The organism is Streptomyces sp. NPDC015127 (genome assembly GCF_043080095.1).
Classification (GTDB): Bacteria; Actinomycetota; Actinomycetes; order Streptomycetales; family Streptomycetaceae; genus Streptomyces.
On sequence record NZ_JBIBVE010000003.1, the window covers coordinates 398616 to 420632 of the forward strand.

Annotated in this window: 26 protein-coding genes; 19 read left to right on the forward strand and 7 right to left on the reverse strand. The window is 70.6% G+C overall.

Translation table 11 applies throughout. The features are described 5' to 3' along the window. Nucleotides 1-53: 53 nt before the first annotated feature. Genes ACF08N_RS08080 through ACF08N_RS08090 form a run of 3 tightly spaced genes read right to left on the reverse strand, consistent with a single transcriptional unit; the run spans nt 54 to nt 2692 of the window. Nucleotides 54-500, reverse strand: coding sequence for a hypothetical protein (locus ACF08N_RS08080; RefSeq protein WP_392323736.1), 447 nt, complete (start codon nt 498-500; stop codon nt 54-56). A gap of 43 nt (nt 501-543) precedes the next feature. After that, nucleotides 544-1167, reverse strand: coding sequence for a hypothetical protein (locus tag ACF08N_RS08085; protein WP_392323737.1), 624 nt, complete (start codon nt 1165-1167; stop codon nt 544-546). Nucleotides 1168-1192: 25 nt separating this feature from the next. Further along, nucleotides 1193-2692, reverse strand: coding sequence for a hypothetical protein (locus ACF08N_RS08090; protein ID WP_392323738.1), 1500 nt, complete (start codon nt 2690-2692; stop codon nt 1193-1195). Between the two features lie 326 nt (nt 2693-3018). Here ACF08N_RS08090 and ACF08N_RS08095 point away from each other — a divergent pair, with 326 nt between their 5' ends. The 14 genes from ACF08N_RS08095 to ACF08N_RS08160 all read left to right on the forward strand — a co-directional run bounded on the left by ACF08N_RS08095 (nt 3019) and on the right by ACF08N_RS08160 (nt 14809). Beyond that, entirely contained in the window at nt 3019-3903 is an 885-nt protein-coding gene (locus ACF08N_RS08095; protein ID WP_392323739.1) for a hypothetical protein, read from the forward strand. Nucleotides 3904-4013: 110 nt separating this feature from the next. Next, on the forward strand, nt 4014-4733 hold the full coding sequence (gene cpaB, locus ACF08N_RS08100; protein WP_392323740.1) for a Flp pilus assembly protein CpaB: 720 nt from the start codon (nt 4014-4016) through the stop codon (nt 4731-4733). A gap of 7 nt (nt 4734-4740) precedes the next feature. Beyond that, the gene (locus ACF08N_RS08105) at nt 4741-6006 is read left to right on the forward strand and encodes a CpaE family protein (RefSeq protein ID WP_392323741.1); all 1266 of its coding nucleotides are present in this window, start codon (nt 4741-4743) and stop codon (nt 6004-6006) included. 99 nt (nt 6007-6105) lie between these two features. Further along, complete coding sequence (locus ACF08N_RS08110; RefSeq protein ID WP_392323742.1) at nt 6106-6453, forward strand: TadE family protein; 348 nt, start codon at nt 6106-6108, stop codon at nt 6451-6453. Next, nucleotides 6450-6827 (forward strand): TadE/TadG family type IV pilus assembly protein, encoded by a 378-nt coding sequence (locus ACF08N_RS08115; RefSeq protein WP_392323743.1) that lies wholly within the window; start codon nt 6450-6452, stop codon nt 6825-6827. Before ACF08N_RS08110 ends, ACF08N_RS08115 begins: the two co-directional genes overlap by 4 nt. 37 nt (nt 6828-6864) lie before the next feature. Beyond that, entirely contained in the window at nt 6865-8202 is a 1338-nt protein-coding gene (locus ACF08N_RS08120; RefSeq protein ID WP_392323744.1) for a CpaF family protein, read from the forward strand. Between the two features lie 9 nt (nt 8203-8211). Further along, on the forward strand, nt 8212-9153 hold the full coding sequence (locus tag ACF08N_RS08125) for a type II secretion system F family protein (RefSeq protein ID WP_392323745.1): 942 nt from the start codon (nt 8212-8214) through the stop codon (nt 9151-9153). 16 nt (nt 9154-9169) lie between these two features. Next, nucleotides 9170-10057 carry a DUF5936 domain-containing protein gene (locus ACF08N_RS08130; RefSeq protein ID WP_392323746.1) on the forward strand — a complete coding sequence of 296 codons (888 nt, stop codon included), beginning with the start codon at nt 9170-9172 and terminating at the stop codon, nt 10055-10057. 132 nt (nt 10058-10189) lie between these two features. Beyond that, the gene (locus ACF08N_RS08135) at nt 10190-11452 is read left to right on the forward strand and encodes a sensor histidine kinase (protein WP_392323747.1); all 1263 of its coding nucleotides are present in this window, start codon (nt 10190-10192) and stop codon (nt 11450-11452) included. A gap of 53 nt (nt 11453-11505) precedes the next feature. Next, the gene (locus tag ACF08N_RS08140; protein ID WP_392323748.1) at nt 11506-12528 is read left to right on the forward strand and encodes a response regulator; all 1023 of its coding nucleotides are present in this window, start codon (nt 11506-11508) and stop codon (nt 12526-12528) included. A gap of 155 nt (nt 12529-12683) precedes the next feature. After that, the gene (locus tag ACF08N_RS08145; protein WP_392323749.1) at nt 12684-12923 is read left to right on the forward strand and encodes a hypothetical protein; all 240 of its coding nucleotides are present in this window, start codon (nt 12684-12686) and stop codon (nt 12921-12923) included. A gap of 5 nt (nt 12924-12928) precedes the next feature. Then, nucleotides 12929-13516: a pilus assembly protein TadG-related protein gene (locus tag ACF08N_RS08150; protein ID WP_392323750.1), complete on the forward strand. Its 588-nt coding sequence runs from the start codon at nt 12929-12931 to the stop codon at nt 13514-13516. A 31-nt stretch (nt 13517-13547) separates the two neighbouring features. Continuing rightward, nucleotides 13548-14141 (forward strand): hypothetical protein, encoded by a 594-nt coding sequence (locus ACF08N_RS08155; RefSeq protein ID WP_392323751.1) that lies wholly within the window; start codon nt 13548-13550, stop codon nt 14139-14141. An 8-nt stretch (nt 14142-14149) separates the two neighbouring features. Next, nucleotides 14150-14809, forward strand: a complete 660-nt coding sequence (locus tag ACF08N_RS08160) for an OmpA family protein (protein ID WP_392323752.1) — start codon at nt 14150-14152, stop codon at nt 14807-14809. An 81-nt stretch (nt 14810-14890) separates the two neighbouring features. Here ACF08N_RS08160 and ACF08N_RS08165 read toward each other — a convergent pair whose 3' ends face one another. Next, nucleotides 14891-15721, reverse strand: coding sequence for an NAD(P)H-binding protein (locus ACF08N_RS08165; RefSeq protein ID WP_392323753.1), 831 nt, complete (start codon nt 15719-15721; stop codon nt 14891-14893). 98 nt (nt 15722-15819) lie between these two features. On the opposite strand from ACF08N_RS08165, the gene ACF08N_RS08170 reads away from it, so the two are divergent. The 4 genes from ACF08N_RS08170 to ACF08N_RS08185 all read left to right on the forward strand — a co-directional run bounded on the left by ACF08N_RS08170 (nt 15820) and on the right by ACF08N_RS08185 (nt 19435). After that, nucleotides 15820-16227 (forward strand): winged helix-turn-helix transcriptional regulator, encoded by a 408-nt coding sequence (locus ACF08N_RS08170; protein ID WP_392323754.1) that lies wholly within the window; start codon nt 15820-15822, stop codon nt 16225-16227. Nucleotides 16228-16331: 104 nt separating this feature from the next. Further along, nucleotides 16332-17957: a Hint domain-containing protein gene (locus ACF08N_RS08175; RefSeq protein ID WP_392323755.1), complete on the forward strand. Its 1626-nt coding sequence runs from the start codon at nt 16332-16334 to the stop codon at nt 17955-17957. Between the two features lie 4 nt (nt 17958-17961). After that, complete coding sequence (locus ACF08N_RS08180; RefSeq protein ID WP_392323756.1) at nt 17962-18525, forward strand: hypothetical protein; 564 nt, start codon at nt 17962-17964, stop codon at nt 18523-18525. 118 nt (nt 18526-18643) lie between these two features. Continuing rightward, entirely contained in the window at nt 18644-19435 is a 792-nt protein-coding gene (locus ACF08N_RS08185; RefSeq protein WP_392323757.1) for a hypothetical protein, read from the forward strand. Between the two features lie 80 nt (nt 19436-19515). Here the strand turns inward: ACF08N_RS08185 and ACF08N_RS08190 are convergent, their stop codons facing one another. Next, nucleotides 19516-19887, reverse strand: coding sequence for a DUF192 domain-containing protein (locus ACF08N_RS08190; protein ID WP_392323758.1), 372 nt, complete (start codon nt 19885-19887; stop codon nt 19516-19518). A 126-nt stretch (nt 19888-20013) separates the two neighbouring features. Between ACF08N_RS08190 and ACF08N_RS08195 the strand changes: the two genes are divergently transcribed. Beyond that, nucleotides 20014-20811 (forward strand): prepilin peptidase, encoded by a 798-nt coding sequence (locus ACF08N_RS08195; protein WP_392323759.1) that lies wholly within the window; start codon nt 20014-20016, stop codon nt 20809-20811. Nucleotides 20812-20851: 40 nt separating this feature from the next. On the opposite strand, the gene ACF08N_RS08200 is transcribed toward ACF08N_RS08195, so the two are convergent. Together ACF08N_RS08200 and ACF08N_RS08205 are read right to left on the reverse strand one after the other, a co-directional pair. Beyond that, nucleotides 20852-21181 carry a hypothetical protein gene (locus ACF08N_RS08200; RefSeq protein WP_392323760.1) on the reverse strand — a complete coding sequence of 110 codons (330 nt, stop codon included), beginning with the start codon at nt 21179-21181 and terminating at the stop codon, nt 20852-20854. Between the two features lie 395 nt (nt 21182-21576). Next, nucleotides 21577-21846 (reverse strand): hypothetical protein, encoded by a 270-nt coding sequence (locus ACF08N_RS08205; protein ID WP_392323761.1) that lies wholly within the window; start codon nt 21844-21846, stop codon nt 21577-21579. Between the last annotated feature and the right edge of the window lie 171 nt (nt 21847-22017).

The window sequence follows — 22017 nt, forward strand, 5'->3', positions numbered from 1 at the left end:
CCAATGTGGTTGTCAAGACCCCTGGCGGAAGGCCGGCCTTCGCCCGCCCGCCTTCAGTCCTCTTCCTGGAGCCGGTCGGCGGCCCACCCCGCCACGCAGCCGAGGACCAGTACGGCGTTGGACATCAACAGCCCCTCGGCGGCCAGCTCCTGCCACTGGATCGCCATGTTGAGCAGCTGGGCCGCCACGGGCACGGCGAGGGCCGCCGCAAGATGGCGGACGGTCCCGTGGCGGAAGGGCGGCCGGTGCAGGCGGGCGGCGGCCCAGACGGACAGCGCGATGCACAGCGCGTTCGGCAGGTGGACCAGCAGGAGCCGCCCTCCGAACGAGCCGAGGCGGCCGGCGGAGTCGAGGGTGTCGTAGACCAGGGTGACCTGGAGGTACTCGGTGAACAGCAGCACCACGATGCCCGCTGCCCAGCACTTCATCAGGGCGAGGATCCCCGCCCGCGGCCCGTCGTCCCGCCGGGCGGGGACCGCCGGGTGGCCGTAGCGCGTCATGGATGGGCCTCCAGAGCGTCGACGCGTGCAGGAAGACGGTCCACTACCTGACCGCGATGCTGTCGATGATCTTCTTCAGCTCGTCGTCGGACAGTTGCCCCTCGGCCGCGTCGATCCGCACCGCGTACGTCGACTCGTTGGAGTCGAGCCCGGCGACGATGACGCCCGCGACCCGGGTGCCCTTGGCGGGCGTGCCCTGTTCGCCGGTCGAGGTGAAGGCGAAGTCGATCCGCTTGGCGTCCCGCACCTTCTCCGGGCCCGCCACCCTCAGGTCCTCCTGCCCCTTGAGGGTGGAGCCGAGCGCGATACCGGCCTCGGCGCCGATCGCGGCCTCCTCCACCGAATCGGCGTTCGTGTAGTTGAGCTGGACGGAGATCATGGCGACCGTCCGGCCGCCCTCCTCCAGGGTGGCGGCGGCCGCGTTGAACTTGCTGCGTTCGGCCGCGCCCTGCTCTCTGAACTCCGGCGGATGGGCCACCGTGACGGAGGCCGTGTCGAGTTCGGACCAGCCCTCGGGGACCTCGGCCCCGGCCGAGCCGTTCCCGCACGCGGCGGTGAGCGAGAGGGCCGCGGCGAGAACGGCTGACGCGAGCGCCTGCCGGCCCGTGCTCCGCCGCCCGGTCACCGCTCGCCCGCTCCGGATGCTGACGCGGATGCTGCTGCTCATGGTGTGTGCGCTCCCCTCGGCCCGGTCAATTCGCACAGTAGCTGTACGGGACGTAGTCACGGCTGTTTCCGCTCGGCGCCCCGAGGAAATGGGCGTTGTCGAGCGTCTCCTCCTTCTTCTCGGTCGACACCGAGAACCCGAGGCTCAGCCCCAGGTTGAGCTCGAAGCCGTACTCCGCCGCCTCCGTCTGCCCCGTGTACGTCGTCCGGCTGGAGAGCCCTTCGTCGAAGAGCAGCTGCCCGAACGGGTCGTCGTTGCCGGGCCGGGTCGTCGGCGAGTGGTCGGAGAACATGTAGCTGAAGGGCGCTCCGCGGTCCCCGTTGCCGTCCAGCCACGCCTGCGCGATCCTGCGCTGCTCTGCGCCCTCGGCGCCCGGCTTGAGGACGATCGAGTTGGTGACGACCTCGATGCCCGTGGTCTGGTCGGAGCCCTTGACGCCGCCGCTGCCGCCGCGCTTGTCGTCGCCGGTCTTGCCGTTGTCGCCGCCCACCTTGGCACCGTCCTTGGTGGCGCCCTTCTCGACGGTACGGGTCATGTCGATGCGCAGCAGCTCGCCGGTCTTCTTGTCGTGGGTGACGGTGACGGTGCCGGTCTGCGTGGTGGACGCGGACGACTCCCCGCTGATCGGCCCCGCCTCGTAGCCGACCTTGCCGCCGTACTCGATGGCGGCCGAGTACGTGTAGGACTTGGTGCCCCGGTGGTTGTTGTCGGTCCAGGTGGCCTCGGGCGAGAACTTGAACGTGCCGCCGAGCGTGGCGCTCAGCTTCTTCTCGTCGCCTGCGCTCACCTTGAGCCCGCCGGCCGCGCCGGCCTCCAGGCCGACCTTGCCGTAGCTGATGTGCCGGTCGCCCAGCTTCTCCTCGATGCGGTTGCGCAGCTTCTCCTCCTCGGCCATGGGCCCCTTGCCGAAGAGGTAGAGGATGCTGCTGCCGAGGCCGCCGCCGCGCGCGTTCACGTGCCGGTTGGTGAGTTCGTAGGTCTTGAGCAGCTCGATGTCGTCCCGGAACGCCTTGGCGTCGGCCTCGCTGTCGAAGACCCAGGTGTCTCCGTTGGTGACCTTGATCCCGGCCCCGAGTTCGACCTTGTCGGAGCCGAACTTGCCGATCTTGGCACCGGGTTTCCAGTCCTTCTTGGCGGCGAGCGACGCCGCGTCGGTGAAGGTCATCGTGACCTGCTGGTCGTTGTCGTCGACCTTGCCGTCGCCGTTGACGTCGTTCCTGGCGCGGAAGGTCTGCTGCTGGAAGCCGTATTCCTCGCCCCACTCGATGAAAAGGATCTTGGCTTTCGCTCCGGCTTTGTCGCTGATGGAGGAGATCTGGCAGAGCGGGGGTTCGTAGTCGGCGTCGGTTTTGGGCGCTGCCTGGGATGTGCCGCCATTGCCGCACCGGCCGCCGTCGATCGCACAGATGATCTTTTCGGTGATCGCGCTGCCGATGCCCGAGCCGCTCACGGCTCCGACGACGGTGGCAACGACCACGATCACCCCGAGATACTCCGTCGCCGTCGCCCCCCGGTCCCGTCTCATCCGGCGTCCCCCTCCCAGGCCGCGCACGTTTTCGCACGCGAAATCGGAATCGGAGCGTACGCACGGCTCGGAGCGCCTGGCGTGGGTCCGCGGACCCAATACGGGGCCCAAAAGGAGCCCTGGTCACGGCAGTTCGGCGCAATGTGACAGGAGTTGACCATTGACGACTTCGTCCGCCTTTAGTGGTGTGCGAGCCGTACGGGTTGCCTCCGGGGGACCTGAAAGGTGTTCTCTGCGTCACAGGACGTGGTTAGAGTGCTGATGCAGCAGCACGAGCAGGGAAGAAGCGGTCGCCGTACGTTCGGCGGCCGGATTCGAACGGGGAAATGAGCGTGCAGACCGCGATCGCTGTCACCAGTGCTGACCTGGTGCTACCGCCCACCGACCAACACACGCCCACGGCCGCGCTGTTGCCGGCGCCGGACCGGCAGCCCCTGGACGCCGCGCTGGTCGACATGCAGGTGCTGCTGGGTCAGCACGGGTACGTGGTGGCGCTGTATCCGGCCTCGATCCCCGTCGCGCACGAGCGCAGACTGCACACCGTGCGCTCCGTCCTGGAGAGCGACCGCATCGCCCTGATGAAGCTGGCGCTGCCGCCGCTCGGTGTCGCCGTGCTGGTCCGCCAGTTGCGCCAGCTGTCGATCTGCGACTTCAGCGCGGGCATCGTCGCCTCCGCGGCCCGGCTCCTGGCGCACTACATCCACGCCGGGGCCCTGCTGAACTCGGTCGCCCGGCTCGACCGGGTGCCGGTGAGCCTCAAGTCGCACGCCAAGTCGTGGGTGCCGGGCTCCCAGTTCGCGGTCCTCGCGAACCCGGAGCCGCAGCTGGTCAGGCTCGGCGGCGGAGAGCTCACCGGCCCGGAGTTCGGCCACCAGCTGCTCGTCGCCAAGGGGCAGCTGCAGAGCGATTGGGTCACCGCGACCCTCGCCCCCGCCTGGCGCTGCCAGGCCCTGCACGAGACCGCCCTGCCGGGTGATTCACCGACGTGGTGGGGCACCTCGAAAATGATCGAATTCGCCGCCTACCTCCCCGACATCACGCTCATCTACCAGCTGGTCTCGTCCGTCAAACGGGAGAAGTGCTCCTGGTGCGGCCTTGAAATCATCGGCGACCGCTGCGGATTCTGTTCGGCGCCGCTCGCGCCGGCGGAGAACCAAACCTCCGGCCCCGGTGTCCTGAACCACGGAACACCTATGCGTCAAGGGTCGTAGCCATACCAGGGCGGTCGACCGGACCGGTGACGGGGAAACCCGGCACGGGCACCGGCCGTCCCCGCACTGTCCGCCACCCGTCCACGTCTCCCCACGAGGTTGTCCCGCTCATGAATTCACGGCAGCGCCGCGGTGTCATTCTTCTGCTCCTGTCCGTCCTGTGCGCCTTCGGCGCGTTCGTCGGCGTGCTTTCGGTGATCAGCGATGTGAATTCGAAGGTCGGGCCGGAAGTGACGGCCTACCGGGTCACATCGGACGTCGCTCCCTATACGGAACTCCAGCCGAGCCAGTTCGAAAAGATCTCGATGCCGAAGCGCTGGCTGCCGGCGAGTGCGGTCACCGACATATCCGTGGTGCAGGGAAAGATCGCCGTCACCCAGCTGCACAAAGGGTCGCTTCTCCAGGTCGACATGATCGTCAAGCGCCCCGCACTGGAGAACGGCGAGCAGGAGATCGCCATCATGATCGACGCCGCCACCGGTGTCGCGGGCAAGATCACCCCGGGCGACCTGGTCAACATCTTCGCCACCTTCGACGACGAGGGGAAGGACCAGGGCCAGGTCGCCGAGTCCCGGATCATCGTCCCCAACGCCAAGGTCATCGACGTCGGCAGGCTCACCGCCCTGGAGCCCAAGGGTGACGACCGCGATGCCGCCGCGACCCAGGCCGTGCCCATCACGTTCGCCCTGAACACCCAGGACGCCCAGCGCGTGGCGTTCGCCGAGTCGTTCGCCGTCCATGTACGCCTGGCCCTGATCGCCAAGGGCAGTCCGACCACGCTTCGTCCGGGTGAAGGCAAGTACACCCTCGACGAGGACAGGAACAAGTGAGGGCCGGATGACGACACGCATCCTCCCGGCCGTCGGTGACGCCGACGCCGCCCGATCCATCTCCACCCTGCTCAGCCAGCTGCCCGAGGCCGAGCCGGCCGCGCCCGTGGCGGATTCGACCTCGCTGCTCGACACGCTCGCGCGCCTGGCGGGCGAATCACTGGACGAGCTGCCCGAGGTCGTGCTGGTGCACGAGCGGATCGGACCGGTGCCGGCCCTGGAGCTGATCCGGGAGGTGGCCCTGCGTTTCCCCGCGGTCGGAGTCGTCCTCGTCACCGCCGACGCGAGCCCCGGCCTCTACTCGGCGGCCATGGACTCCGGCGCCCGCGGTCTGGTCGCCCTGCCGCTCTCGTACGAGGAACTGACCCAGCGGGTCCAGGCAGCGGCCTCCTGGTCGCTCGGCGTGCGCCGCCATCTCGGGCACAGCGGCGACGTGTTCACCGGCCCCGGCGGCATCGTGCTCACCGTGTCCGGGGCCAAGGGCGGCGTCGGCACCACCCTCACCGCGGTCCAGCTCGCCCTGGCCGCCCGCGCCTCCGGCATGACCACGGCGCTGGCGGACATGGACCTCCAGGCCGGCGACGTGGCGTCCTACCTGGATGTCCAGTTCAGGCGGTCGATCGTCGACCTCGCCGGCATCCAGGACATATCCCCCCGCGTGCTCCAGGACGCCGTCTTCGCCCACGACACCGGCATCGGACTGCTGCTCGCCCCCGCCGACGGGGAACGCGGCGAAGAGGTCAACGACAGGGCGGTGCGCCAGATCGTCAGCGCCCTGCGCAACCGCTACGAGGTCGTGGTCATCGACTGCGGCACCCAGATGAACAGCGCCAACGCGGCCGCGATCGAGATGGCCGACACGACCGTGCTGGTGACCACCCCGGACGTGGTGGCGGTCCGGGCCGCCAAGCGCATGGTCCGGCTCTGGGACCGGCTGCAGATCCGCAAGGCGGAGGAGACGATCACGCTGGTCAACCGGTTCATCCGCAACACCGAGATCCAGCCCGCCCTGATCGAACGGATCACCGGCACACGCGCCGCGCGATCCGTCGTCCCCGCGAACTTCAAGGAGCTCCAGGGCGCCGTCGACGCGGGCCGCATGCAGGACCTGGAGGCCAAGTCCACGGTGAAGCAGGCCCTGTGGGGACTGGCGGGCGAACTGGGCATCGTGAAAGCGCCCGAAGGGAAGGACAAGGCCGGTAGGTTCCGGGGCGACCGGGGCTCCATCGGCGTACGCCGCCGGCGAGGCGGCGGCCTCAAGGGGGAGAGTTGAGAGATGCGCGTGCTGAGCGCACCAACGAACGCGGGTCGGGCCGGTACCGCGCCGGGCCCTGACCCGCGGGAACCAAGGCGCGGCGGGGACCGGGGGCAGGTGGCGGTCGAGTTCCTGGGCATGCTGCCGCTCATCGCGGTCGTCTGCGTCCTGCTGTGGCAGTCCGCCCTGTTGGGCTACACCTACATCCGCGCGGGCAACGCGGCCGACGAGGGCGCCCGGCAGGGAGCGGCCGACGCCCCCGATCCCGGGGGGCGGTGCAAGGCCGCGGCCGAGGAGGACCTCGGCACCTGGCGGCCCGCGCAGGTCGACTGCGGGCCGGCCTCCGGCGGCATGTACGAGGCCGAGGTGACGCTCAAGGTGCCCGTCCTCTTCCCCGGCTTCGTCGACTTCCCCTTCGACGTCAAGGGCCACGCCGGCGCGGTGGCGGAAGGGGGAGCGTGGTGACCCCGGACACCCCCAAGAGGCGCGACCGGGGGCAGGTGGCCCTGGAGTTCGCCGGGTTCCTTCCCCTGCTGCTGATCCTCGCGCTCGCCGCCGTCCAGCTCGGCGTCGCCGCCTACGCCACCTCCCAGGCGGGCACGGCCGCCCAGGCCGCCGCCCGCGCGGAGAGCGACGACAACGGCCGGACGAACGGCGGCCACGCGGGCCGCAGCGCCGTCAGCGACTGGCTGAGCGACGGGCCGGGGGACTTCGGCTACAGCGCACGGCCGGGAGGCGGCGAGGTGACCGCGACGGTCCGGGTCAGGATCCCGTCCGTCGTTCCCGGAATCGACGACTGGGGGTACGCCGAGCGCAGCTCCACCATGCCCACGGACTGAGCAGCACCACCGCACCGGCACAGCCAAGGAGTCGCACATGAGCCTGCGGGCACGCATCACGGCCCCCGAGGACCGAGGGGGCGGACGGGACGACGGCCATCTGGTGGCCACGTACCGGGCCAAGCTCCTCGAGGAGATCGATCTCGCGGAGATGTCGGCGCTGGCCGCGGCCGAGCGCCGGGCGCGGCTGGAGCGCGTGCTCGGGCACATCATCAGCCGTGAGGGGCCGGTCCTCTCCGCGTCCGAGCGCTCCCAGCTCATCCGCCGGGTCGTGGACGAGGCGCTCGGCCTCGGCGTGCTGGAACCGCTGCTGGAGGACGCGTCCATCACCGAGATCATGGTGAACGGGCCGGACCAGATCTTCGTCGAGCGCGGTGGCCGGGTCGAACTGCTGCCGCTGCGCTTCGCCTCCAACGAACAGCTCATGCAGACCATCGAGCGCATCGTCTCGACGGTCAACCGCAGGGTCGACGAGTCCAACCCGATGGTCGACGCCCGCCTTCCCTCCGGCGAGCGGGTCAACGTCATCATCCCGCCGCTGGCCCTGTCCGGTCCCACCCTCACCATCCGGCGCTTCCCCCGCGCCTTCACGCTCTCGGAGATGATCGGCTTCGGCTCGCTCGACGAGCACATGCTCTATCTGCTCTCCGCCCTCGTGCAGGCCCGGCTGAACATCATCGTCTCGGGAGCGACCGGCACCGGTAAGACGACCCTGCTCAACGCGCTGTCCGGACTCATCCCGGAGGGCGAACGGGTCATCACCATCGAGGACTCCGCGGAGCTCCAGCTCCAGCAGCAGCATGTGATCCGCCTGGAGTCCCGCCCGGCGAACGTCGAGGGCAAGGGCCGCATCACCATTCGCGACCTGGTGCGCAACTCCCTGCGTATGCGCCCCGACCGCATCGTCGTCGGTGAGGTCCGCGGCGGCGAAACCCTCGACATGCTCCAGGCCATGTCGACGGGTCACGACGGATCGCTCGCCACCGTCCACGCCAACAGCGCCGAGGACGCGCTGATGCGCCTGCAGACGCTGGCCTCCATGTCCGAGGTGAAGATTCCCTTCGAGGCGCTGCGCGACCAGATCAACAGCGCCGTCGACTGCATCGTGCAGCTCACCCGGCACGCCGACGGCGCACGCAAGATCAGCGAGATCGCCGTCCTCGACTCCCGCGGCCAGGAGCCGTACCGGCTCGCCAGTGTCGCCCGGTTCGACGCCCAGCCGATGGGCGCGGACGGACGCGTCCACGGAAAGTACGAGCACTTCCCCCTCCCGCGGCGTCTCGCCGACCGGCTCTTCATGGCGAGTCAGCCCGTCCCGCAGGCCTTCGGTGTCGCCGCACACGAGGACCAGCTCGCCGTCCGAGAGGCCAAGTAGGTAGCCCCCATGACGCATATCGCACTGCTCACGATCGGTGGCACGCTGCTGTTCGGCGTGCTCGGGGTGATGGGCGTCCACGCCTGGTCCTCGGGCCGCTCGCAGCACCAGGCGCTGCTCGACCGGCTCTCCCACGCAGGCGGCACGGAGGGGGCCGGCGGGCGCCGGCGGCGCTTCGGCGCCGTCGACCGCCGGCTGCGGCAGACCGGCCTCGGCAGGAAGATCGAGCTGCGCCTCGCCGCGACCGGACTCGACCTCACACCCGGTGAGTTCTTCGTGTACATGGTGGCGGGCATCGCCGGACTCTGGGTCACCGCGCAGACGCTCTTCGCCTCCTTCTTCGGCCCCATCGCGGGAGTGCTCGGCATCTGGGGCGCGTTCGCCTTCCTCAACTGGCAGCGCACCAAGCGCATCGAGAAGTTCATCAACCAGCTGCCCGAGCTGTCCCGCATCCTCGCCAACGCCACCCAGGCCGGTCTCGCCCTGCGCACCGCCCTGTCCATGGCCGCCGAGGAACTGGAGGCACCGGCCGGCGAGGAACTCGGCCGGGTCGCCGACAAGCTGGCCGTCGGCCACTCGATCGACGACGCCCTGGGCGAACTCGCCGAACGCCTGCCCTCCCGCGAACTCGTCGTCCTCGTCACCACCCTGGTCCTGTCCAACCGGGCCGGCGGCACCGTGGTCGGCTCCCTGCGCAACCTCACCGAGACGCTGGAGGAACGCAAGGAGACCCGGCGCGAGGTCCGCACCCAGCTCTCCCAGGTCAACATGACCGCCTACGCCGTCCCCGCCATGGGACTCGGCGCTCTGCTGCTGCTCGACCGCGTGATGCCCGGCGCGATCGACCGCATGACCAATTCGTTCCTCGGCCAGACCGCCGTCGTCGTCGCCCTCGTGCTCTACGGGCTCGGCGTCTTCGTCATCCGCCGGCTGTCCAAGATCGACGTCTGAGGAGGAGCGCACCGCGATGATCGGACTCGGCCTCGCCCTCGCCGTGGCACTCTGCGTCGCCGGAGCCTTCCACGGCATCCGCATGTACCGCGCCGACGCCAAGCTCCCCGGCGACCTCGCCGTCGCCCTGGAGGTCGGCGCCACCCGCACCACGGCGGTCGGCTCCGCCGTCGACCGCCTCGGCATGCGCTACGCCCCCGCGGTGCTGCGGATGATGGGCCCCGCGCGGGTCAACAAGGTCCGCCGCAAGATCGACCTCGCCGGAAACCCCGGCGGCCTCACCATCGACCGGTACGCCGCCCGCCGCGCCGTCTACGGCTTCCTGGGCCTCTTCGGGGCCTTCGCCATGATCCTGCGCGGGCAGCCCTTCCTCGCTCTCTTCATGGTCGCGTTCGGGCTGTTCTGGGTGGAGGTCGGCATCTTCGCCGCCATCCGGCAGCGCAAGGAGCAGATCGAGCGCACCCTGCCCGACTTCCTCGACGTCCTCGCCGTCGTCGTCAGTGCCGGCCTCGGCTTCCGGGAGGCCCTGGAACGCGTCGCAGACAAGTACGAGGGCCCCTGGGCCGACGAACTCCGTATCACCCTGCGCCAGATGGACATGGGCGTGGGCCGCCGCAAAGCGTTCGACGAGCTCCGCCGGCGCAACGAGTCGGAGCAGGTCGCCCAGTTCGTCACCGCTCTCCAGCAGGGCGAGGAGCTGGGCGCGCCGATCACCGAGACACTCATCCAGATCGCCAACGACATGCGCCGCACCGACGCCCAGAACGCCCGCCGCAGGGCGTCCAAGGCGGTCCCGAAGGCCACGCTGACCATCACGTCGATCATGGTCCCGGCGACCATGATCCTCCTCGTCGCGGCCTTCGTCTTCGGCGCCAACGCCGACTTCAGCTCGGTCGGAGGCTGACACCGTGACGCCGTCACCGCCGCCGCCGTCGCCGCCGCCAGAGGGGGGAGAGCAGTGGCCCTGCACATCGGGAGGATAACGGGAGGTCTCGGACCGGCCTCCCTGGCCCGTGCCGCGGCCGATCCGGACCAGATGCCGACCCTGGCCATCCAGGTCAACGCCCTGCAGGCGCTGTGCCGCCAGGTCTTCGGCTTCCGGCTGGCGATGATCGCCCTGGCCACCCCGCTGGCCCTCGGCGCGGCCAACCCGGGCCTGCCCACCTACCTGGTGGCGTCCGGCGTGCTCGTCACCTTCATGTTCTCGTACGGGCTCTTCCGCGACTGGGAGCGCTGGGGCCCACTGCTCCTCAGGTACCCGGCGCTGCTCGCCGTGGACGCCCTCTTCGGCGCCCTCCTGCTCGTCACGGCCGGCCCCGACAGCACCCTCGGCTACGTCACCATCTGCACGCCCCTGCTCGCCGGACTCGCCTACGGGTGGCGCGGCGCGGCCTTCTTCGCCTGCCTCCAGGCCCTGATCCTCTTCGCCGTCTACGGCGCCGACTCCGACGCCGTCGCCACCGCCAGCAACTCCCTCCTCCTGCCCGGCTTCTGCATCGTCGCCGGCGCCATCGGCGTCACCCTGCGGAACCTGCTGCTGCGCTTCGGCACCGCGAGCCAGGCCCTCACCGAGGCCCGCGCCCGGCTCGCCGTCACCGAGGCCGTCGGCGGCGAACGGGCACGGCTGGCCCGCGAGATGCACGACTCCGTCGCCAAGACCCTGCACGGGCTGGCCCTCGCCGCCGACGGCCTCGCCTCCACCGTCGACCGCATGGACCCGCTCACCGTCAAGCACCAGGCCGAACTGGTCGCCCGCTCCGCCCGCCGCGCGGCCGCCGAGTCCCGAGAACTGCTCAGCGACCTGCGGCGCAGCGACGACCTCCGCGCCGACGGCGTCGACGTCACCGAGGAGCTGCACGCCAAGGTCGACGACTTCGGCCGGCGCACCGGCATCGCCACCGAGTTCCGCAGGCTCGGCGGCCCGCCCGTACCGCCCGTGCCCCGCGCCGTGGCCCGCCAGATGCTCACCATCGCCACCGAGGCCCTGGAGAACAGCAGCCGCCACGCCCAGGCCACCCGGGTGAGGGCGGAGACCGGCATCGTCGACGGCATGCTGCGCGTCAGCGTCCTCGACAACGGCAGCGGACTGCCGGCCGGCACCACCCTCGCGTCCCTGCGCAAGGCCGGGCACTTCGGCCTGGTCGGCATGGTCGAGCGCGCCGCGGGCATCGGCGCCCGGATCCGTATCGGCCGCGGCAGGACGGCCGCGGGGACCGAGGTGCGCCTCGACCTGCCCCTGGCGGCCGTCCTGCCCGCCGGCCCGGCCCCGCAGACCGTCACGGACCGGACCGCCCCCTGACACAGCACGCACCTGTCCCCACGAAGCACCAACTCCTGAGAGGAGGCCGCACGATGCCGGACGAGAGCTCACGCACCTCGGGTCAGCAGTTCATCGCCCCCCACGCCTCGCAGCACACGTCGTCCCACGCCACACCGCTCCACTCGGACCCGCCGGGAGCGTCGCAGGGTCCTGTCCCGTTCCCCCCACCGGCCCCGTCACCTCTGCGCGTGGTCGTCGCGGACGACAACCCGGTCGTCAGAGCAGGGCTGACCGTCCTGCTCGGCGGACGCGACGACATCCGCGTGGTCGCCGAGGCCGCCGACGGCCGGCAGGCGATGGAGGCGGCCCAGGCACACCGGCCGGACGTGATCCTGCTCGACGTCCGCATGCCGGGCGTCGACGGCATCTCGGCCCTCCCGTACCTGGTGCGGTCCGCACCGGTGATGATGCTGACGTACAGCCGTGAGAACGAGATCGTGCAGGAGGCGCTGAGGCTGGGCGCGGGCGGCTACCTGGTGCACGGCGAGTTCACCGCGGACCAGCTGGTCGCCGCCGTACGGGATGTGAAGGAGGGTCGCGCCCACTTCACGGCGACGGCGGCGAACGCGCTCCTGGCCGAGTTCCGCGGCGGTCATGCCACGAGTGCCGGCCTGCCGCTGCCGGACGGCCTCGGCGCGGCGTATCAGGTGCCCCCGCCCACCGGAGGCCAACCGGCCGCGGGGGCGCGCCCACCCACTCCGATTGTCTCGACTTCATGGAATCCGGGCGAAGATGCTTCGCATCTGCAATCGAATGTGGGACAGTCGTCCGTGCGGCACGGGGGTGACGCCGGGCCCTCCGCCGGTGTGCCTCAACCTGCCCGGGACAAGGACGAGTTCGGCCTGAGTGCGAGGGAGGTGGAGGTGATGGACCTGATCGCGTCGGGCATGAGCAACCAGCAGATCGCCGCCACCTGCTTCATCAGTGAGAAGACGGTCAAGAACCACATCAATCGCATCTTCGCGAAGCTTCACAGTGTCAGCAGGAGCGAGGCCATCGCCGTCTGGATCGGCACGGCACGCACCGACCGCGGTCCGGGGAGGGGTCGTGGCTGAACCGGTGGGCCGCAGGGCCCAAGTCGCCGTTTGGGCCCCGGATTGGGCCCTGGGGCCCTCTTCGGGGACCGCTCGTCCGCCGTACGTTTCTGGCATCGCAACGGAGACGTACGAGTCGGCCGACCACCGGTCGGCCGAACCCGAAGGGGGACGACATGTCGAACGACACTCTGCTGAAGGCCGCGGTCGACACGCAGGTCCGCGTCAACGGCTGGAAGAACACGGTCATCAGCCGCATGACCGACCGCGAGCGCTCCAAGGGCCAGACCGCGCTGGAGTACCTGGGCATCATCATGGTGGTCGTCGTGATCATCGGTGCGATCGTGGGTACGGGTATCGGCGGCAAGATCACGCAGAAGATCAACGAGCAGATCGACAAGATCAAGGCCGGCTGAGCCGCTTGGCGAACCGCAGTACGAAGGACCAAGGGCAGGCATTCCCCATCTATGTGGTGATGGTGGGGGGCCTGCTCTTCCTCGCGTTCGCATTCTTTGCAGTGGGTCAGGCGTCGGCCACCAGGAACACCGCGCAGGGGGCCGCGGATGCCGCGGCGCTTGCGGCGGCACAGGACGCCCGGGAGAAGCTCACGGGCGAGTGGCTCGACTCCCTCGCGGACCCGACCACCTGGCAGGACATCTTCGACGGCAGGATTCCGATCGAAGCGTGTGGTGCAGCGACGGTTTTTGCCGAGAAGAACGGGGCGGTACTGACCGAGCCCTGTTACTCCGAACCGTACCCGTGGCTGACCTACAAGGTCAGCGTGAAGACGAAGAAGCCGATCGGTGACTCGATCATCCCCGGTACGGAGAGCGAGTTCGCCACGGCTGACGCCAAGGCCGCGGTCAAGCCGCTGTGCACCTTCGAGCTTCCCGACGACGCGGAGATCCTTCCCACGCTCACCTGCAAGAACAAGAGCTGGGACCTCCAGGACGACCCGACGGACCTGCCAGACGCGAAGGACCTCTTCGACGTCCAATTGGTCGACTGACAAGCGAACGACGAGAAAAGGAACTCGATTCATGAGCATTCGGCGCATCCTGAAGGCCCGCAGGGGGGCGGCAGCGGTGGTGGTGACCGCCGCCCTGGCCCTCACAGTGGCCGGCTGTGGGGGGGACGGGAACAAGAAGGAGGAGCCGTCGAGCTCGTCCAGCAGCAAGCCGTCCGACAAGGGGGACAAGGGCTCCGGTGGGGCCTCGGCCCAGCCGGACACCAGCAAGGTGATCGCCACGGTCCAGGGCAAGGACGGAATGGTCCTGAAGGTCAACTCGATCGAGAGGGACTCCGGCGGGTTCGTCACCGTCAACGCCGTGGTGGAGAACACCGGCAGTGCGGCTTATTACGCGACGACGGAATGGCGCGGGACGGAAGAGGAACTGCGAGGCGGCGGTCAGTCGGTCGGCGGCGCAACGCTCGTCGACAAGGTGGGCAAGAAGCGTTACTACGTTCTGCGTGACACCGAGGGCCGGTGCCTCTGCACGTCCGGATTCACCCAGGTGGACGCGGGCAAGAAGATGCCGATCTTCATGCAGTTCCCGGCGCCGCCGGAGTCCACGACTCAAGTCGACTTCCAGCTGCCGTCGTTCCAGAACACCACCCTCGAGATCTCCGGGTGAGCGGCGCCATGACCCACAACCCCATGCGCCGGCCCTCCACCCGGTTCGTGCTCACGGCCTTCACCGCCGCGGCCCTCCTGGTCGGCTCCCACGTCCTGTCCGCGTCCGAGGCGCGGGCCGAGGACAAGCCGAGCGTGCCGCCGGGCACCGAGGCGTCCGCCTCGCCGCCCGTCGAGGTGGACGCGGACGACCCCGGCCTGAAGATGGTCGACGGCGCCACGCTCGCTCCCGCCAAGGTGCTGGACATCAAGTCTGTCATCGAGTCCGAGGGCGGTGAGGAGCGTCGCGAGGACACCAACTCCGACGTGAAGTACGCCCTTCAGGCCGAAGTCCTCTTCGGCAAGGACAGCGCGAAGCTCAGCCCGGCGGCGAACGGCCGGATCCAGGCCATCGCCAACGAGATCAAGAAGGAGAACGCGAAGCAGGTCCGCGTCTTCGGGTTCACCGACAACCTCGGGTCATCCGCCCACGGTGACGTCCTGTCGAAGCAGCGGGCGGACGCCGTGCACTCCGTCCTGGCGAGGGCGCTCGGCGACGCGGGGATCACGTACGAGGTCCGCGGCTACGGCGAGCAGTTCCCGATCGCCGACAACTCCCATGAGGAGGGCCGCAAGAAGAACCGGCGCGTGGAGGTCTCCTACCCGCGCAGTGGCGGTTCACAGGGGTGACACGAGAGCCGGGCCGCATCGCACGACGCGGCCCGGCCCTCGTGCGTCCCGGCCACTGGCCGTGGTCGGCTCAGGGCGCACTCACCTGAACGCCGCCACGTTCCGCGTCGCCCATTCGGCGAACGTACGGGGCGCGCGGCCCAGGACCCGTTCGACGTCCGGGCTGACCCGCTGCTCCGCGGGCGACGGCTCGCCCAGGATGCCGAGCGTGGCCTCCACGACCGGCTCGGGCATGAACCGCAGCATCTGCGTCCGGGCCTCCCTACGGCTCTGCTCGACGAACCGGACCGGTTCGCCCAGCGCGTCCCCGATCGCCGCGGTCTGCTGTCGCGGCGAGACAGGCGCCGGCCCGGTCAGGACGTACGTGGCGCCGCCGTGGCCCGGTTCGCGCAGCGCGGCGTCGGCGACCGCGGCGATGTCGTCCGGGTCGACGACCGGCAGCGCGACATCTCCGAACGGTGCGGTGACGGTACGCCCCGTGCGGACGGCCTCCGCCCACTGGAAGGCGTTGGAGTCGAAGCCGCCGGGCCGCAGCACCGTCCATTCCAGGCCCGACCGCTTGACGCCCTCCTCGAACTCCGGGGAGTGGCGCCCGGTTCCGACCCCCTGGGAGGACAGGAAGACGACCCGCCGGACGCCGCCGGCCCGCGCGGTGTCGAGGATGGCGCCCGCGTCGGCGCCGGCCGCCAGCATGTCGCCGGAGCAGAGCAGGAACAGCGCGTCCGCGCCGTCGAACGCGGGCCCCAGGCTCTCCGCATCGGCCAGATCGGCCTGCCGGTGCCCTACGCCCGCCGGTACGTCCGGTGGCGCCGATATGCCCCGTGAGAGCGCTGTCACCTGCTCGCCGGCCGCGGCGAGCGCCCGTACGAGGGGCCGTCCGACGTTGCCCGTAGCACCAGTTACCACGATCATGTTCGCTCCCGGTTGTCGCGTTCTGCGATGTCCCGAGGAAGCTATCGGCGCGGGCACACTAGGTACCTAGAGGAAAGTAATGGGGAGAGGGGCTTGTTGTGACCGACAGCACACTCGACGTGGCTCGTCCCGATCTCGACCCGGAACAGGCCTGCCCCATCGCCCCGGTGGTCGACATCGTCTTCAGCCGCTGGACCACACCGATCCTGTGGGCGCTCCACACCTACGGCCGGCACCGATTCGTCGAGCTGGAACGCCGCATCACCTCCATCACGCCCAAGGTCCTGACCCAGCGGCTGCGGCAACTGGAGCGTGACGGGCTCGTCGTGCGCACGTACCACGCCGAGGTGCCGCCGCGGGCCGAGTACGAGATCAGCGAGCTGGGGCGCAGTCTGGCACCGCTGTTCGCCTCACTCGCCGAGTGGTCGGCCCTCAACCTGGACAAGGTCGAGCAGGCGCGGCAGGAGCACGACGCGCGGGAGCCGGTCCGCGGCCGCCGGAGCTGACTCACGGGCATGAGCGGCAACGCCCGCCTGCGCCTGGCACGTTGAGCCCGGTGATGGGTCCGTGGGCCCATGACGGGCGCCGCCGTCGCCCGTAGCGTGACGGCATGTCTGCTCTGGGGGAACTGCGCCGAGACTGCCGCCGGTTGCTGCGGACGGTCCTTCCACGTACCGATGCGCGTCTGCTTGGGCTGCGCAAGCGCCGTCGGCACGACCGCGGCCAGACGCCGTTGGAGTACGTGGGTCTCGGACTGGTGGTCGTGGCGATCATCGGCTCCCTGGTGGCCACCGGGATCGGCGCGGAGCTGACGCAGAAGATCAGCGCGCAGGTGTGCCGGATCGGGGGCGGCGGGGACTGCGGCGACGGGGGCCGGCAGAACGAGGCCCAGGACGGCGACCCAGCCGACGACGGACCGGCCGACCAGCCGGCCGGCGACAACGGCGACGTGCCCAAGTCACCGGAGCAGATCGCCTACGAGAAGGCGCTCAAGGACCTCCAGGACGCCCAGGCCGCCGAGAAGGCCGACCAGGACAAGGCTGTCCAGGCCGCCAAGGAGCTGGCCAAGATCCTCGCCGACGAGCTCGGCATCACCGACGCCCTCGACTGCGTCACCAAGGGCGACATGGGGGCGTGTACCGAGACGCTCATCAACGTGCTGCTCAGTCTCGTCGGCGGTGCGGTCGGCAAACTCGCCGCCAAGTACGGCGCGCCATGGAAGTGGAAGAAGGCGTACGAGCTCATCCAGCGGCTCAAGAAGCACGGCGGCGACCTCTACGACGGGCTGACCGGTCTCCTCAAGAACCGCAAGCGCGTCAAGGACGCCGAGAAGGCGCTCGACGACGCCAAGAAGAAGTACGACCCGAACCAGAAGAAACCCGACGAGGACAAGCCCGACGACAAGCCGACGACCTGTCCCGTCCGGCACAGCTTCCTGCCCGGCACGCCTGTCCTGCTCGCGGACGGACGCCGGGTGCCCATCGAGACCGTGCGGGTCGGCATGCGGGTGGCGGCCGCGGACCCCGTCACCGGGGAGAGCGGCGGCCGGCGGGTCACCCGGACGTTCACGACGTACGACGACAAGGAGTTCACCCGGCTCACGGTGCGGACGGCCTCCGGCACCGCCGTCGTCACGGCCACCGACACGCACCCGTTCTGGCTCGTGGGCGAGCGCCGCTGGGAGGACGCCGGTGACATCCGGCCCGGCGCACGGCTCCGTACGGAGGCCGGCGGCAGTCTCACCGTGGTGGCGGCCCGGCACTACGTGCAGCGGCAGACGACGCACGACCTCGCGGTGGCCGGCGTGCACACCTACTTCGTCGGGGTCGGCCCGGCCGACGCCCTGGTGCACAACAACGACTGCGACATGTCGCCCGAGGAGGTCGAGGCCGCCAGGAAGCCGGACGTCGGTGAGGGCGACCCGAAGAAGTTCAAGGACCACTTCCTGCGCCACAAGAAGCTCGTCGAGGACGCCCTGGGCACCAAGTACAAGAAGCTCAAGGAGGACGGGCCGCGCTTCCGGGACGACATCGCGAACGCGATCAAGGACGGCACGTTCGAACTCGTCGGCAAGGGCACGTTGAAGAAGGGCGAGCCGGAGGGACTGATCTATCGTGGCAAGGGCGTGACGATCGTCCTGCGGGAGAACGGTGATTTCTGGACCGCCCTCAAGTCCGGCGAGGGTCTGGACACCAGTATCGAGATCACCAAGAAGGTGCCGAAGAAGAAGGGCTGACCTGATGAGCAGCATGGCGCGCGAGGTCGCTGGGATGCTCACGGGACGCCATGTGCGTGACGTCCTCGTCCCGGGCTGGATCGACCGGGACGACGCCGTCCCCGAGTTCCGGCCGCAGCCCCTGGTGGTGTGGCTGCGGCTCGACGAGGGCCTGGTGCGGTTCGCGTCGGAGGGGCAGTACGACCACCTGACCGCCCTGCGGGTCACGGCCGCCGACTGGTCCGACGTCGGGCTGCTGGCCGAGGCGGAGGACGAGGTCGTCCTTGCGTCGTACGGCGAGCAGCTGTTCGGCGACGGCAGGGACGAGTGGGGCTGCACGGCGGTGCGCGCCTACCTGTCGGGCACCGGACGGGCCGGCGGTACGGGAACACCGGCGCCGGTCATCCGGGGCCTCGCTCTCGACTTCGCCGGCGGCCACAGTCTGTTCCTGGACCCGGCCTGGACCTTCGGCATCCGCCTGGGCAACCGCGCGGACGAGGCCGACTGGGTGGCGAAGTACGGGGGCGACAGCGTGCTCCAGTCGCTGCGCCCGGCCGTGCCGGTGCACGAGCAGACGCCTCATCCGTGACGGACCCTGTCGGTCGCCGTCCACGGTCGGCGGGTGACGGGCGGAATGGGCCCCCGGGCCCATGCGCCGTGACGCGCGGCGTTGTTAGCGTGCGACGCACATCGGCGAGGGGGACGGGATGAACACGGGGACCCGCGGTACAGCACGGCGCGTCGTGACGGCCGCGGTGGCCGTCGCCCTCGCCGTTGGCACGGCCACCGCCTGCGAGGGCGACGACCAGGGCACACCGGACGGCAAGCGCGCCACCACGTCCGCGCCCCCGGCCACGGACGCGCCCACCGCGCCCACCGCGACACCCACCGCGCCGGGAGCGGCCGAGGAGCCGAGCAGCGGCAGGGCCCTCACCGAGGCCGAGCTGACCAAGGCCGCGCTGGTCACCGGCGACGTGCCGGGGTACGAGGTCACGCCCCTGCAGGGCGGCGACGAGCCCGGCACGGAGAAGGCGGACGAACCCGCGTGCGCCCCGCTGGCCGCCGTGATCAACGGAGCGCCCGAGCCCGCTGCCGCCGCCACCGTCTACCGCACGGCCGTCGACTCCCGGGAAGAGGGCAAGGAGACGCAGACCGTGGTCACCCTGATCCTCACCGCCCACGCCAACGGCGGCGCGCCACAGGTCCTCGCGTCGCTGCGCACCGCCGTCGACGCCTGTGCGGGGGGCTTCACCACCCGCGGAGCGGGTTCGGTGTCGACCTACTCCGACGTGCGGAAGCTGCCCGCACCGCAGGCCGGCGACGAGTCCGTCGCCTACCAGGTGACGGGCGCGGTCGCGGGGGCCAAGGTGCCGCTCGTCTTCCACGTCGTACGCCGGGGTGCGAGCGTCGCCACCTTCTACACGGCGAACTTCATCGACGCGAAGACCCCCGGCATCCCGGCGGAACTGATCCGCACGCAGACCGCCAAGCTGCCCTAGGGGGTGTCTTGTCGATCAGGCCGGATGAGGGAGTGGGGGGACCCCCACTCACTGATCCGGCCTGATCCAAACGAAAGACCCTAGCCGGTCTCCGCCTGCCGTCGCCCGACCCCCAGCCGTACTCCCGGCCGCACCCCCCACCGGGCCATCGCGCCCGACTCCGCCTCCAGCACGTGCCGGGATCGGAAGCGGATCGTCCCGAGGCGCCCCGGCTTCATCGTGACCACGTCCAGCACCCTCAACTCCTTGTCCAGGTACGCCACGTCGATCGCGAAGCGCATCCGGAAGGTGTGCACGCTGCTGCCCGGGGTGAGCATGATCGCGCCCTCGATGCCGTCCCGGCCCAGCAGGCCGCGGGTGCGCGCCCGGTACGAGGCGGCTATCTCCAGAGGCACCGGGGCGTCCTGCCCGGGGACCGTCAACTCGGCTGTGCCGTCCTGCCATGTGCCCATGGCCCCCGACCGTAGCGCCGGGCGGCACCCGGCGGGGCCCGATCCGCACGGCAATGGGCCCCGGCGCTGCGGCAGTGGGCCCCTGGGCCCATGACCCCGGATCGGACCGGGCCTAGGGTCGGCACCGTGGACGTGACGCTGATCGCCGTAGCCACCGTGTGGGGGGCCGTAGCAGGGATGCTCGTGCCACGGGCCGCGTACCGCCTGTCCGTCGAGCCGGAGGACGACTGGCGCGCCGACTGCCCCGCCGGGCATCCGATCGGCGGCCCGTTGCGCGGCTGGGTGGGGACGGCCCGCTGCGCCGGCTGCGCCGCGGGCGTCCCGGCGGTGGTGGGCGCGCCGCCGTCCGCGTCGGATGCCACGGACGGATCACCGGTCCCGTACCGCCCGTCCGTCCTCGTCCCCGTCGTCACGGCCCTGGTCTGCCTGGCGCTGGCGGCCGCGACGGGCCCGCGGCCCGAGCTGGCGGTCTGGCTGCTGTTCACCCCGGCCGCCGTCCTGCTGGCGCTCGTCGATCGTCGCGTCCACCGGCTGCCCGACCAGCTCACCCTGCCGCTCGCCGCGGCGTCGGCCGCCCTGCTCGGCCTGGCCGCCCTGCTGCCGCACGACGGAGGGTCCTGGCCGGCCGCCCTGCTGGGCGGCCTCGCGCTCGGCGCCGTCTACTTCCTGCTTTTCCTGATCAACCCCAACGGCATGGGCTTCGGCGACGTGAAACTCGCCCTCTCGCTGGGGGTGGTGCTGGGCTGGTACGGCTGGGTGGTGCTCTTCGTGGGCGCCTTCGCCGGTTTCCTGCTCGGCTCCCTGTACGGCCTGACCCTGATGCTCCTGCGCCGCGCGGGCCGCAAGACGGCGATCCCGTTCGGCCCGTTCATGATCTGCGGCGCGCTGCTTGGGGTGCTGCTGGGGGCGCTGGGAGCGTCGTGAGCCGGCGGGGAGGCCCGCACATGCGCCCCGTCGGCGCGGCCTACCGGTACAGGAAGCCCGACTGCAATCCGTCGACAGCGGAGTTCTGGATGTCCGGCTCGGTGGAGGGGTTCTCGGCGACCGCGGCAGCGACCGTGTAACGGCGCCCGTGCTGAAGCGGCATGCCGACCTCGAACTCCCTGGTGTAGGTCCTGCCCGGTTCCGTCGTCATGTCGTGCCAGCCGATGGCCCGGGAGTCGAGGGGATACACGGCCTTGTCCCCGTCGGCGTCCTTGAGCCAGACCCTGACGTCGAGCGATCTGGGACTGCCGGCACGCCACTGGACTACGAGGAACAGGGCGTCGCCTTCCCGGCGCCACGCCGGCCGCACCTCTACGCCGGACGGACTTGGGAGCGACCGCCACGTGCACGCGGAGCCGCATGACTCCGCGAGGGGCTTCTCGGTCTCGACCGTGGGGCTCGGACGGGGTGCCGGGGGCGGGACGGCGGGCGCGGGCGTCGTCGGCTGCGGCGTAGGGGTCGGCGAGGGGCCGGGGCTCGTGGAGCGGACGGGTCCGGGAGAAGCAGCCGGGGGAGTCGAGCTCCCGACCTGGTTGCCGGAGTTCCCGTCGCCGCACAACGCGCCCGTGTTGCACGTCGTCGAATCACCGCAGCCCGCGAGGAGCATGCAGAAGATGGTGGAGCTTGCCGCGAGAAGCGCCAGGCGGCGGGCAGTGCGCACGAGCTGTATCCCCCGATGAGACATTCGATGACGGCTGCGGTGTTCTACGGCTTCGCGCCCGGCGTTCCGTCCGTCTTGCCCGGCGTTTCCGTCGTCGCACCCGGCGTTCCGTCGGTCTTCGCGCTCGGCTCGGCGTCCGGCTTTCCGTCCGTCGACACGCTGTTCCCGCTGTTGTTGTCGCCGCAGACCGCGCCCTGACTGCAGTCGTTCCCGCCACCGCGGCCCCCTGCCTGGAGGGCGCCGCCGATGATCGCGCCGACGGCTGTGATGCCCGCTACGGCGAGAGCGATCTTGTGCCCCGTTGTCAGAGCCATGTGTTCCTCGTCAGGTGCGTCGTGAGGAGGCGGCGCCGATGCCGTGGCGACGCCTCTCGGATCCCGGCCGACCAGCCGGGCGGGATGGGATGTTAGCGCAAGAGGGGCCTTCACGACGGCATCCGATCGTCGAGCGGACACAACGCGGAGTCGGCTCAACCTCCTTTCTCT